Below are 13256 nucleotides of genomic sequence, written 5' to 3' on the forward strand. Positions count from 1 at the left end.
GATGCCATGCTGATCGACTTCTTCTACACCATGCGCGCGGCCAAGCTGCCCGTCTCGGTCAAGGAGTTCCTGACCCTGCTGGAGGCACTGCAGGCCGGCGTGGTCGGCCCCAAGAGCGACGACGCCTGGAGCCTGGACGACTTCTACCACCTGGGCCGCACCGTGCTGGTCAAGGACGAGAAGCACTACGACAAGTACGACCGCGCCTTTGCCGCCTACTTCAAGGGCGTGGAGATGGTGGCCGACCTCACGCGCGAAATTCCCCAGGACTGGCTGAAGAAGCTGCTGGAGCGCGAGCTCTCGCCCGAGGAAAAGGCCGCCATCGAGGCCATGGGCTGGGACGAGCTGATGGAGACGCTCAAGAAGCGGCTCGAAGAGCAAAAGGAGCGGCACGAAGGCGGCAACAAATGGATAGGCACGGGCGGCACCAGCCCCTTCGGCCACGGCGGCTACAACCCGGCCGGCGTGCGCATCGGCGGGCCGGGCCGCAACAAGAGCGCCGTCAAGGTCTGGGAGCAGCGCGCCTACCGCGACTACGACGACACGCAGGAGCTGGGCACGCGCAACATCAAGGTCGCGCTGCGCCGGCTGCGCAAGTTCGCCCGCGAAGGCGGCGAGCTGGAGCTGGACCTGCCCGACACCATCCGCAGCACGGCCGCCAACGCGGGCTACCTGGACATCAAGATGATCCCGGAGCGCCACAACAACGTGAAGGTGCTGCTGCTCATGGACGTGGGCGGCACCATGGACGAGCACGTGCAGCGCGTGGAAGAGCTGTTCTCCGCCGTCAAGAGCGAGTTCAAGCACCTGGAGTTCTACTACTTCCACAACTGCGTCTACGACTTCATGTGGAAGAACAACCGCCGCCGCTTCGCCGAGAAGTTTCCGACCTGGGACATCATCCGCAAGTACAACAAGGACTACAAGCTGATCTTCGTGGGCGACGCCACCATGAGCCCCTACGAGATCCTGCAGCCCGGCGGCAGCGTGGAGTACATGAACGAGGAGCCCGGCGCCGAATGGCTGCAGCGCCTGACGCATGCCTTCCCGCGCTTTGCCTGGATCAACCCCGAGCCGCCTGGCGTCTGGCAGTACCGCCAGAGCATCAGCATCATCCAGCAGCTCACGGGCAACCGCATGTACCCTTTGACACTCAAAGGTCTGGAAGACGCCATGCGCCTGCTGTCAAAATAGGCCGATGCCCAAGCTCCCCCCCGCGACAGCGCCGGCCCGAGGGCCGGCGTTTTTGTTTCTGTTGAGTGCAGCCCTGATGCTCGGTGGCTGCAGCCTCCTGCCGTCCAAGAATGATGACAAGGACACGGACCCGTCGCTGATTGCAGCGACCGGCGACCCGGCCTTCTCGCTCGTCGTCGATGCGCCCAAGGAAGTGCGCGAGCTGCTGGAAAAGCACCTCGAGCTGCGCCGCTACCGCTACCAGAGCGATCTGCAGCGGCGCGAGCTCACGCGGCTGCTGGGCGCCACCGACGCCAATGTGCGCGACCTGATCGGCACGCTGGGCTACTTCAGCCCCACGGTCACGGTGGAGATCAAGGAAACGCCCGAATCCGAAGAGGCCCCGCTGCAGGTCACCGTCAAGGTGGACCCGGGCGAGCCCGCCACCATTGCGCGCAGCCAGGTGCGCTTTGCGGGCGTCAATGCCGATGATCCCGACGGCGCCTCCCAGCGCGCCACCATCGAAGAGGACTGGCCGCTGCAGCCCGGCCAGCGCTTCAGCCAGTCCAACTGGAGCCAGGCCAAGAGCCAGGGCCTGCGCACGCTGCAGTCGCGCCGCTATCCGCTGGCGCGCATCGACTCCAGCCTGGCCGACATCGACGCCGACACGCATGAGGCCGATGTCAGCGTGGCCTATGCGCCCGGCCCGGCCTACACCTTCGGCCCGCTGCGCATCGAAGGCGCCCAGCGCTACGACCCCGTGGGCACGGCCCGCATCGCACGCCTGCCCGAGGGCGAGGAATACGACCAGACCGCCCTGGTCGATGCCCAGCTGCGCCTGGCCAGCAGCGGCTACTACGACTCCGTCTTCCTCACGCTGGCCAACGTGCCCCAGCAGGGAGAAAGCGCCGCCGAGGATGAGGAGGCCCTCAAGCGCAAGGGCGCCCAGGTCACCACGCCCGTCATCGCCCAGGTGCGCGAGGCCCAGATGCAGAAATGGGTCTTCGGCGTGGGCATGAGCACCGACACCGGCCCGCGCCTGAGCGTGGACCACATCCACAACCGCCTGCCCTGGCTGGGCTGGCGTGCCGTCACGCGCATGCGTTTCGACCGCAAGAACCCGCTGATCTCCACGCAGTGGACCGCCCTGCCCGATGAAACCCTGTGGCGCTGGTTCACCACGGCCAAGGCCGAGCGCGCGCCCTCGGGCGACTTCGATGTCAACAGCCTGCAGCTGCGCGCCGGCCGCACCAAGTCCGAAGACCACATCGACCGCAACTACTACCTGCAGTACGACTACGCCAAGACCCAGGGCGAGGGCGCGCCCCCGTCCAGCTCGTCGGTCACGGCCAACTACGGCTGGACGGGCCGCTACTTCGACAGCACGCTGGCGCCCTCCTCGGGCTTCGGCTTCGCCTGGGAAGTCGGCGCGGGCACCACGCTCACGCCCCAGCGCACGCCGTTCGGCCGCGTCTCGGGCCGCTGGCTCAGCCTGATTCCCATCGGCGAGGTCGATCCCGAGACCAAGCGCCGCAGCCGCCTGGCGCTGCGCGCCTCCGGCGGCGCCCTGCTGGCCCGCAAGGATGCCGACCTGCCCGTCACCCAGCTGTTCATCACCGGCGGCGACAACACCGTGCGCGGCTACGGCTACCAGAGCATCGGTGCACGCACCGACAGCGGCAAGGTCATCGGCGGGCGCTACATGGCCGTGGGCAGCATCGAATGGCAGCGGCCCATCGTCATCAAGGGCAACACGCAGGACTGGGAGCACGCCGTCTTCCTGGACGCCGGCACCGTGGGCGATGCGCCCGACTCCATGTACATGCGCGTGGGCGTGGGCACCGGCCTGCGCTGGCGCAGCCCCGTGGGCCCCGTGCAGGCCGACATCGCCTGGGGCGCCCAGGAAAAACAGCTGCGCCTGCACCTGCGCCTGGGCTTCAACTTCTGACCATGGTGGATTCCCGTTTGAATACCCCTGCCTCCTCCGCCGCGCCAGATCAAAGCCCCCAGGCGTCCCCTCCCCAGCCGGCGCCCGCGCCCCGCCGCCGCCGCTGGCTGCGCGCCCTGCTCTGGTTCTTCCTGGTCCTGGTCCTGCTGCTGGCCGCCCTGCTGGGCTCCGCCTGGTGGTGGGCCGGCCGTGCCGATTCGCTGGCCTACACCCTGCAGCGCGTGGCCGGCTGGCTGCCCGCAGGCCAGAGCCTGCAGGCCAAGGAGGTGACCGGCACCGTGCGCCAGGGCGGGCGCATCGGCTGGCTGCAATGGCAAAGCCCCACCATGAAGGTGGAGCTGCGCGACGCCACCATTGGCTGGCAATTGCGCCCCCTGCTGTCGCGCACCGTGCGCCTGGGCGAAGTGCGCATCGCCGAGCTGAGCATTGCCAGCACCCCCGACCCAGAGGACAAGAAACCCGTCGAGCCGCTGCAGCAGCTGGTGCTGCCCGTGAAGATCGACGTGCCCTTCCATGTGGAACGCATCGTCTGGCAAGGCCCGCCCCAGGCCGAGGTGCTGGGCCTGCAAGGCCACTACGTCTACGACGGCAGCGAGCACCAGCTGGACGTGCGCGACCTGCAATGGGCCGATGGCAACTACCAGGCCAGGCTGCGCCTGCAGGCCCGTGCGCCCATGGCCATCCAGGCCCAGCTGCAGGGCGACCTGCAGGCGCCGGCCCTGGCTTCGGATGACGAGGCCTCCACGGCCAAGGCCCCCAAACCTGCACCGCTGGCCGTGCAGGCCAAGGCACAGATCGACGGCACCCTGGCCACCGCCGCTGCGCAACTGGGCATCAAGCTCCAGGTTGATGCCAAGCCCGGGACGGTGTCCGAGGAGACGCCTGCCCCTGCCGCCGTACAGAAATCCGCCAAGGCCGATGGCAAGAACGGCAAGGCCAGGGAGCGCAAGGAAGCCGCCCCCGTGTCCGAACCCATGCATGCGGACATCGAGGCCAGCATCCGGCCCTGGCAGCCCCAGCCGCTGCAGACCGCGCGCGCCCAGCTCAGCCAGATCGACATCGCCGCCTTCTGGCCCCAGGGACCGCGCACACGCATCAGCGGCGAATTGCAGGCCGGGCCGGATGGCAAGGCAGCTGATGCAGCCCAGGCACCAGCCACGACACCAGGAACAGCACCAGGCACGGAGCAGTCATCGGACCAGGCACCAGGCTCGGCCATCGCCAACACCGCCTGGCAGCTGACGACCCGCCTGAACAACGCCATGCCCGGTCCCTGGGACCGCCAGCGCCTGCCGCTGGACCAGATCGAGGCCGCGGTGCGCTATGACGGCCAGCAGTGGCTGCTGGAGCAGGCGCAGATCGCCATAGGCTCGGGCAGCATCGACGCCCAGGGCCGCTTCGAGCCCGCCACCAAGGTCTTCGAAGGCCAGGCCAAGGTCCAGCGCCTGGACCCCGCCGCGCTCTACAGCATCCTGGAAGCCGCACCGCTGCAGGGCGAGCTGCGCGCCAGCACCACGGCAGAGCAGCAGGTGGACTTCAGCGTGGACATCCAGGCCGCAGCCGCGCCCGCGGGCGGCAAGCGCCAGCCCCTGCGCATAGAGAAACTCGCCACCAAGGGCCGCTGGGCCCAGCCCGTGCTCTCGCTGGAGAACCTGCAGCTTGATGCGCTGCAGGCCTCGGTGCGCAGCCGCAGCCTGCAGTTCGACACCGAACAGCAAAAACTGCAGACCGTGCTGAAGGCCGAGCTGCCCGGCGCCGAGCTCTCGCTGGACGGCCACATCAGCCCCGCCGCAGGCCAGGGCAGCAGCCAGCTCAAGCTGTCGTCACTCACCGCCCTCACGCAGTGGCTGCGCAAGCTGCCCGGCATGAAGGACCCGCTGGCCGGCGCCTTGGTCGAAGGCCAGGCCCAGCTGGACGCCAGCTGGCGCGGCGGATGGGGCGCACTGCAAAAGCGCATGAAGGCTGCCGTGGGCGACCCGCTGCCCGCCAGCGGCCTGCAACTGCAGGCCGACCTGCAGGCCGCCAAGCTGCGCTACCTGCCCGCCAACACGCCGCCCGAGCAGGCGCTGGAGCTGCCCGAGCTGCGCCTGGCCCTCAAGGGCTCGCCCGAGCAGGCCAGCCTCACCCTCACCGGCCAGGCGAAGCGCGGCACGCAGACCGCGCAGATCGACACGGCCCTGCAGGCAGGCCTTGCCACGGCGCGCGGTGCCGCGCCCCTGGACTGGCAGGCCAGCATCGACAGGCTGCAGGCACGGCTGAATCCGGGCCAGGACCTGCCCGGCCCCTGGCAGTTGCAACTGGCGGGCAAGCAGCCCGTGCAGATCGCCCAGCGCACCACGGGCCGTACCGTCCTGTCCACCACCTTCACGGCGTCGGCCGGCAGCCTGCAGGTCACGCCGCCCACGCTGGCCCAGCGCCGCGCCAATGCCGAGGCGCCGCAGCCCGTGCTGCTGGCCTGGGACGACACCCGCGCCACCCAGGGCGGCGACGGCCGCTGGGCCCTGCGCAGCACCGGCCGCGCCCAGGCCCTGCCGCTGGCCTGGGTCGATGCCCTGTCCATGGCCGAGGAGCCCCCGCTGGCCGCCATGGGCCTGAGCGGCGACCTGAGCTTCAACGCCCGCTGGGACCTGGACACCACCGGCCCCGCGCTCAAGGCCGAACTGCTGGTCGAGCGTGCAGCCGGCGACCTGCGCCTGGCCGTGGAAGACGGCTCGGGCACCACCGTCATCCACACCACCGGCCCGCGCTCCAGCAAGCCCGGCGAAGTGCGCACGCATACCGTGCGCGGCGCCGGCATGCGCGCCCACATCAAGCAGGCACGCCTGAGCGTGCGTGCCCAGGGCGACGACGTGCAGGCCAAGCTCGACTGGGACAGCGAACGCGCCGGCACCCTGACCGCCCAGCTGGGCACGCGCCTGGCCCAGCAGGACGGCACCTGGACCTGGCCCGAGAAGGCCCCGCTGTCCGGCCAGATCGACGCCCGCATGCCCGACATCGGCATCTGGGCCCTGTTCGCCCCGCCCGGATGGCGCGTCACCGGCTCGCTGCAGGCCAAGGCCGAGATCAGCGGCGACCGCCAGAACCCGCAGTGGCAGGGCAATCTCTCGGCCGACGGCCTGAGCATCCTGTCCGCGCTGGACGGCATCGACCTGCAAAACGGCGTGCTGCGCGCCCGCCTGCAAGGCAACCGGCTGGACCTGACCGAGCTGCGAATGCAGGGCGGGCGCGGCAGCAATGCGCGCATCCTGGGCTACAGCGGCAACCTCACCACGGCACCGCGCGAAGGCGGCGAACTCACGGGCTCGGGCTTCGTGCGCTGGGACCCGCCCAATGCCGATGGCAGCAACTCCGGCCTGAGCATGGACCTGCGCGCCCAGGCCACCAGGCTGCAGGTGCTGGTGCGCGCAGACCGCCAGGTCAGCATCTCCGGCGGCCTGCAGGCCAAGCTGGAGCAAGGCCAGTTCACGCTGCGCGGCGACCTCACCACCGACCGCGCCACCATCATCCTGCCCGAGGAATCCGCCCCCTCGCTGGACTCCGACGTGGTCGTGCACTCGGCCGCCTCGCGCAAGGCCGAGCAGGAAGCGGCGCGCAAGCAGCAGCAGGCCGACCGCAAGGCCCAGGCCCGCGCGGAAACCATCAAGCTGCCCGACATCCTCGTCAAGCTCGACCTGGGCCGCGACTTCGCGCTGCAGGGCTACGGCATCACCACCCGCCTGGAAGGCGCGCTGGAAGTTCAAGGCCCCACCGTGGCGGGCGGCCCGCCGCGCATCACGGGCGAGATCCGCACCGTGCAGGGCCGCTACCGCGCCTGGGGCCAGTCGCTGGACGTGGAGACCGGCCTCATCCGCTTCAACGGCCCCTACGCCAACCCCTCGCTGGACATCCTGGCGCTGCGCCCGAACATCGCCGTGCGCGCAGGCGTGCAGGTGCAGGGCACGGCCAACGCCCCGCGCGTGCGCCTGTACTCCGACCCCGAAATGCCCGATGCCGAAAAGCTCTCCTGGGTGGTCATGGGCCGCGACCCCGCCACGGGCGGCGCCGAAAGCGCCCTGCTCCAGCAGGCCGCGCTGTCCCTGCTCAGCGGCGGGCGCAACAACAGCGGCAAGATCGCCAGCAACCTGGGCCTGGACGAGATCGGCTTCAAGGGCCCGGGCGGCGAAGGCTCCACCGGCGCCGCCCTCACCCTGGGCAAGCGCCTGTCCAGCGATCTCTACGTCACATACGAGCAAAGCCTCTCGGGGGCCATGGGCACGCTGTACATCTTCTACGACCTCTCGCGCCGCCTCACCCTGCGCGGCCAGACCGGGGAAACCAGCGCGCTGGACCTGATCTACACCGTGCGCAAGGACTGACGCCCCAGCGCCCCGCATGCCGCCCTCCCGGCGGTGCGCGGGGCGGGTCCGGCGTGGGTTTACAATCGCCGTTTGCTCCTCTCCGTAGTTCAATGGATAGAACGGGCGCCTCCTAAGCGCCAGATACAGGTTCGATTCCTGTCGGAGGGACCATTGAATTGCTTCTGTATCAATGGCTTGCGAATTGCACTTGGCCCCCGGGGACCTGCCTGGGCACAGGTGGCGTAGAAACAAGAAAAGCCCCTCGGCATCAGAAAGGTGCCGAGGGGCTTTTTGCGTTCGGTCCAGGGTCAGTGCGAGCCGGCCAGCCAGCATGCATGCTGGCTCTGTCCAGAGGCGCGAACTGGGTAGCCGGGTTTCGATGAAAAGATATCGATTACTTCACATTTGATATCCGCTTGCGCTCATACAGCAAGCACTAGGATCTGATTTACCCAGGGAATCAGGTAGCGACAGCCCAGTTGTCCAACTGCAGGCCGGGCACCTTGGCGAATTCGCGGGTGTTGTTGGTGACCAGCAGGGCCCGCTGACTGAGGGCGTGGGCAGCGATCATGGTGTCAAGCGCGCCTATGGGACTGCCTCGACGCTCCAGATCGGCACGCAGGTCGCCATAGGCCCACACGGCCGCCTCGTCAAACGGGAGGATGGTGAGCGGGGCAAGAAACATCTCCAGGGCCTGGCGGTTACGGACCGAGCCGCTTTTGGCCACGCCAAAGGCCAGTTCGGCAGCCACCACGCTGCACAATCCCACCTCGCCCATGCGGTACTGCTGAAAGCGCGCCAGCACCTCCGGGGGCTTGGCATTGATGATGTAGATGCAGATGTTGGTGTCGAGCAGGATCATGGGCTGATCTCGTCCCGCTGCTGGGCATCAGGCTGCTCGCGCTCGAGCACAAAGCCCGGTTCAAACTCAGCCAGCCCGGCTTGCAGTGTTTGCCAAGGGTCGTCTGCGGGCAGCAGCAACACGCCGTTGCCGAAGTGCTTCACCACGACTTCAGTGCCCGTGAAACGGTATTCCTTGGGCAGCCGCACGGCTTGACTGCGGCCGGATTGGAAAAGGCGTGCGGTGTCCATGGCGGGCTCCTTGACTGGTAGTCACTAATGGTAGCTACCGCTTTTCACTCTGTCCAGCACGGCTTGTGCGCGCTGCAATTTTGCTATTCATTCAGTAGCTATTGACGCTTTTCAGATATGTGCCGCGCAGGCCGGGAGCGTTGAAGGCCTCCAGCCTCACCCCCGCCCGGCCAGCTCCGCCACCCCTCGCACCAGCGCACGCCCAGCGTCCGTCGCCCTGCCGTAATGCGCCAGCAGTGCCTGCACATCGGCGTCGGGCGCATGGGAGCGCAGGGACAGCAGCACGTAGCCGATATCGACACCGGCAAGGTGCAGTTGCTGCAGCGCAGTGGCGTCGGGGACGAGGGCGCCGGACTCGAATTGCTGCAGAACCTGTTTGGCTTGGCCGGCCTTGCGGGCGAGTTCGGCTTCGCTGAGGTTCAGGCGCTGGCGTTCCTGCTGCAGGCGGGCCGCGAGGGTGAGTTCGGAGCGCTCGTGCTGGATGGCGTTCGGGTCAAACAAACGTTGACCTGTTAGCAGGTAGGCAACGTCAACCCCTTGCTCCGCCACAGCCATGAGGTAACCCACATCAGGCTTTCTGACGCCCTTCTCATAGTTGAGTTGGGACATCTTTGACACTCCCGCGATAGCGCCAAACGCCTCTTGGCTAAGGCCCAGCCTATTTCTTTCCTCCGTCAGGCGCGCAGAGAAGTCAAACATTTTTTATATAAACTATTGACGATCAAATTTTCGTTTGATAGTCTATGGAGCGTTGTCACTACAAGCGCCAAATACTACCTGACCCCTCAGGCGGCTCCTTTGCTGCGCCCTGTACGTTGCTCGAAGGAGGTCCATGAAGCACGCTGCCGCAAAACCATCGCGCAAGAAGCTCGCCAAAGCGGACCGCGCGCTGTTCCTGCAGGCCGCTGAAGCACTCAAGCAGGCCGCGATGACCGATGAGACGCACCGGCACAGCGGGGAATCCGACCGCCTGCTGCGCATTGCCAGCGATGTGGCACGCCACGCGGCCAAGCCGGGCTCGACGTGCGATCTGCAGAACACGGCGTTTGATGTGGCCGCCTGCATCAATTCGGCGCGTCTGGTGCCCGGCGATGCGGAGTCCGGCCCACGCACTCGCCTGCTGGCAGAAGCGGCCCAGGCGCTGGCGCAGATATCAGAGACGCCGGTGGACGGGATCGTGTTTCCACGCACCACGCTGCACGAATTGCAAGCCAGGCTGGACACCGGCGCAACGCCATCTCAGTGGCGCGAACTGGCCCGCGAGGCCAACTACGAGGTCCAGCAGTTGGCGCAGGTGCTGATGCAAATGGGCGACCACCAGAACACGGAGAGCCATATCGTGGCGCACGGCATGGCGGCACGCATCTCGCAGTTGTCGGAGATCGTTTACGTGGCGGCCGCCCTGCATGGCGAGCACCGCGATGAATGGGGTTCGCAGACCCTTCGTGACGTGCGCGATGTCTTTGAAGGCGGCATGGGCCGCCTGGGATGAACGGGGCGCGGCTCAGCTTTGGACGACGACGTTCTCCAGCCTCAGCACGGCTTCGCGCACCTCGCCCAGGCGCGTGTCCTGCGCCTGCGAGGCCTGGATGATGGTGTCCATGATGTCGCTGGCGTTCACGGCAGCCGCGCGCATCTGCTTCATCATGTCGCCCGATTCATTCACACGCTCGAAGCCCAGTTGCACGCTGGCCGCAGACGCGCCGATGACGGATTTGACCTCCCTGGCGGCCTCGGCGCAGCGCTGGGCCAGGCTGCGCACTTCGCCGGCCACGACACCGAACCCGCGCCCCTGCTCGCCCGCACGCGCGGCTTCGACGGCGGCGTTGAGCGCCAGCAGATTGGTCTGGAAGGCAATGCCATCGATCAGGCCCACCATCTCGCCAATGCGACGGGAGTTGCTGGAGATGCTGGACATGGCGTCGACCGCGCTGTCCAGGGCCACGTCGCCGCGCTGGGCAATGCGCGTCACGTCCCGCGCCTGTGCATGCGCGTCATGCGCCTGGGCAGCGCTGTCGCGCACCAATTGCTGCAGTTGCTCGAAAGCCGATTGCACCAGGCGCGTGGCCTCGTAGCGCTGCGTGATGTCGGTGGCGTACTTCACAACCTTGAAGGGCTGGCCGGACTGGTTGAGCACGGGGCTGTAGTTGGCCTCGATCCAGACATCGTTGCCCAGGCGCCCTATGCGCCGGAACTGGCCCCGGTAGTGCTTGCCCTGCGACAGGTGCGCCCAGAAGGCCGCGTACTCGGCCGAACTGCGCTCCTGCGGGGCCACGAACATGCTGTGGTGCCGGCCGACCAGCTCGTCTTCGGACGCATAGCCCATGGCCTCCAGAAAATTGCGGTTGCAGCGCAGGATTCTGCCGTCCAGGCCGAACTCGATCACGGCCTGGGCCCTGCCTACCGCTGCCAGCTGGCTGCTGGCTTCGGCGTCGCGCAGCACTTCGGCCGAGATATCCATGGCGTACTTGACGACCCGCAGCACCTGTCCACGGCTGTCGAGCACGGGGCTGTAGTTGGCCTGCAGCCAGACCTCCCGCCCCTGGCGGTCGATGCGCCGGCACCGGCCCACAAAGGCTTGCCCGCGCGCAAGCCGTGCCCAGAAGTCCCGATAGTCCCGAGCCTGCGCATCCGCCGGGTCCAGGAAGATGCGGTGGTGCTGCCCGCGCAGCTCGTCCAGCTCATAGCCCATGAGGTCCAGAAACTGCGCGTTGGCGAAGAGGATGTGGCCCTGGGGATCGAGCTCTATGACGGCCTGGGTGCTGTACAAGGCCTTCAGTTGGGAGCTTGGGGAATCGGAACGCAGGCCGAGCCTGGACAGGATGGAGCGGATGCCGCGCATGGGAGCCCTTGTTATTCAGCGCTGAATGGGTGATTTGCGCCCGACAATGGGCTGGTGTGGCAACGATTGTATCTGTTTGCTATTTTCTGCGTCCTTCGCATTGACGTGCACTTCCTGTCAGAAGACGCCTACAGAAATAAAAAAACTCCTCTTCAATTCACAATTGTTTGCATTTTCTCAAGGCATCCAATTCCCTTTTCTGACCCAAGTCTTTCAAGCAGCAAGAAACATATGTAACTAATTGATATAGAGTTCGCAGCATTCCGTCGCCTGGCGGCGTCCTCTGTCTTGTGTGCTTGAAAAATGTCTTGTGGCGTTCGGGTGATCGATTTGACTTCCAGCCTGGGCGGCCGCGCCCTGGCCAAGCTGGGCGTGGCCTACGCCCCCGGCAAGCCGCGGGTTGCCGTGAGGCTGGCGGACTCGGAAAGCGCCCCTGTCATCGACTGGGGCGGACCGCCGGGGCGGGATGAGCCGCTGTGCGAGCCCTCGGCGCCGAGCGCCCTGGTGCTGCTGATCGGCCCCGGCGCCGTGCATCAGGCCAGGGAGTTGTTTCAAAGAGCATTGAATGAGGCCGTGCGTTGCGTACGCATTTTTCTGATGCCAAGCGCCATCATGGAAGAAATAGCGCTCAAGCAAATGCGGATGTCGCACCATGAATCCATTCAGCTTTACCGATTACCGGACAGCAGTTCAGAAACACTTTGGTTTGTTTTGATCGAAGAGCTGCAGAAGCTCTCAGCCCGATTTTCATCCGGTGGCAACACCGATTTCAGAAAAAGAGAAGTTTCAATGTCAAGCAATCTATCCCAATCCATGCAATCCATTATTTCCATCGAAGGCGCCATGGCGGCGGCCCTGGTGGACCATCAAAGCGGGATGTGCCTGGCCCAGGCGGGCAGCGGCGTGGATCTGGAGCTTGCTGCGGCAGGCAATACCCAGGTGGTGCGGGCCAAGCTCAAGACCATGGAGTCGCTGGGACTGCGCAAGGGCATCGAAGATATTCTGATCACCCTGGGCGACCAATACCATTTGATCCGCCTCATCCCCAACAGCCCCGGGCTGTTTCTCTACCTGGTGCTGGACAAGGCCCGTGGCAACCTCGCCTTGGCCCGCTACAAGCTGACGGATATCGAGCGGTCGCTGAAGGTGTGATCCTGGGACTGCGGGGCTTGGGCCGAGGCATGGCCGGCCCGGCCATCCGGCTGCCCACTCGGCTACCATCAGTGCCCCAATCACTGATGCAGTCTCCCGAAAGGCCTCCATGCTGCTGTACGCCGATTCGCAATTCGCCTCTCCCTATGCCATGTCCGTATTCGTTGCGCTGAAGGTCAAGGGGATTGACTTCGAGTTGCGCACGCTGGACCTTTCGGCGGGACAGAACACCGGGGCGGACTATGTGGCGGCATCGCTCACGGCACGGGTGCCCACGCTGGTGGACGGCGATTTCAGCCTGTCGGAGTCTTCGGCGATTTGCGAGTACCTGCAGGACCGCTTTGGCGGCGCTCCGCTCTACCCCCAGGATGCGCAGGCGCGCGCCCGCGTGCGCCAGGTCCAGGCCTGGCTGCGCAGCGATCTGATGGCCTTGCGCTCGGAGCGCAGCACCGAAGTGGTGTTCTACCGCCCCACGCCCACGCCGCTGTCGGATGCGGGCCAGGCTGCGGCGCGCAAGCTGTTTTCGGTGGCGGGAGCCTTCATCCGCTCGGAGGACGACCACATCGCCGGCCCATGGTCGATTGCCGATGTGGATCTGGCGCTGATGCTCAACCGCCTGGTGCTCAACGGCGATGCCGTGCCTGCGCCGCTGGCCGCCTATGCGCGCCGGCAGTGGCAGCACCCCGCCGTCCAGCAGTGGCTGGCCCTGCCC

At 66.8% G+C, this 13256-nt stretch carries 10 protein-coding genes and 1 tRNA gene; 7 read left to right on the forward strand and 4 right to left on the reverse strand.

The window, feature by feature from the left end:
* Positions 1-6: 6 nt before the first annotated feature.
* The 4 genes from BW39_RS22710 to BW39_RS22725 all read left to right on the forward strand — a co-directional run bounded on the left by BW39_RS22710 (position 7) and on the right by BW39_RS22725 (position 7629).
* Positions 7-1194 carry a vWA domain-containing protein gene (locus BW39_RS22710; protein ID WP_012203587.1) on the forward strand — a complete coding sequence of 396 codons (1188 nt, stop codon included), beginning with the start codon at positions 7-9 and terminating at the stop codon, positions 1192-1194.
* A gap of 4 nt (positions 1195-1198) precedes the next feature.
* Positions 1199-3121: an autotransporter assembly complex protein TamA gene (locus BW39_RS22715; RefSeq protein ID WP_175403267.1), complete on the forward strand. Its 1923-nt coding sequence runs from the start codon at positions 1199-1201 to the stop codon at positions 3119-3121.
* A gap of 2 nt (positions 3122-3123) precedes the next feature.
* On the forward strand, positions 3124-7476 hold the full coding sequence (locus tag BW39_RS22720) for a translocation/assembly module TamB domain-containing protein (RefSeq protein ID WP_043824437.1): 4353 nt from the start codon (positions 3124-3126) through the stop codon (positions 7474-7476).
* A 78-nt stretch (positions 7477-7554) separates the two neighbouring features.
* Positions 7555-7629: transfer RNA gene (locus tag BW39_RS22725), tRNA-Arg, on the forward strand.
* Positions 7630-7918: 289 nt separating this feature from the next.
* Here BW39_RS22725 and vapC read toward each other — a convergent pair.
* From vapC to BW39_RS22740, 3 genes are all read right to left on the reverse strand, one after another.
* Complete coding sequence (gene vapC, locus BW39_RS22730; protein ID WP_043824438.1) at positions 7919-8320, reverse strand: type II toxin-antitoxin system tRNA(fMet)-specific endonuclease VapC; 402 nt, start codon at positions 8318-8320, stop codon at positions 7919-7921.
* Complete coding sequence (locus tag BW39_RS22735) at positions 8317-8550, reverse strand: antitoxin (protein ID WP_043824440.1); 234 nt, start codon at positions 8548-8550, stop codon at positions 8317-8319. The genes vapC and BW39_RS22735 overlap by 4 nt, the downstream gene beginning before the upstream one ends.
* A gap of 156 nt (positions 8551-8706) precedes the next feature.
* Positions 8707-9249, reverse strand: a complete 543-nt coding sequence (locus BW39_RS22740) for a helix-turn-helix domain-containing protein (protein ID WP_043824442.1) — start codon at positions 9247-9249, stop codon at positions 8707-8709.
* Positions 9250-9382: 133 nt separating this feature from the next.
* Here BW39_RS22740 and BW39_RS22745 point away from each other — a divergent pair, with 133 nt between their 5' ends.
* The gene (locus tag BW39_RS22745) at positions 9383-10042 is read left to right on the forward strand and encodes a hypothetical protein (protein WP_043824444.1); all 660 of its coding nucleotides are present in this window, start codon (positions 9383-9385) and stop codon (positions 10040-10042) included.
* A gap of 12 nt (positions 10043-10054) precedes the next feature.
* Here the strand turns inward: BW39_RS22745 and BW39_RS22750 are convergent, their stop codons facing one another.
* Entirely contained in the window at positions 10055-11392 is a 1338-nt protein-coding gene (locus BW39_RS22750; RefSeq protein WP_013804000.1) for a methyl-accepting chemotaxis protein, read from the reverse strand.
* Positions 11393-12205: 813 nt separating this feature from the next.
* Here BW39_RS22750 and BW39_RS32080 point away from each other — a divergent pair.
* Together BW39_RS32080 and yfcF are read left to right on the forward strand one after the other, a co-directional pair.
* Complete coding sequence (locus BW39_RS32080; RefSeq protein ID WP_017405441.1) at positions 12206-12544, forward strand: hypothetical protein; 339 nt, start codon at positions 12206-12208, stop codon at positions 12542-12544.
* Between the two features lie 109 nt (positions 12545-12653).
* Positions 12654-13256 (forward strand): glutathione transferase (yfcF, locus tag BW39_RS22760; protein WP_043824445.1); only part of this gene is annotated, 603 nt, incomplete at its 3' end.

Source organism: Delftia sp. RIT313, assembly GCF_000632165.1.
In the GTDB taxonomy this organism is placed as follows: Bacteria; Pseudomonadota; Gammaproteobacteria; order Burkholderiales; family Burkholderiaceae_C; genus Comamonas; species Comamonas acidovorans.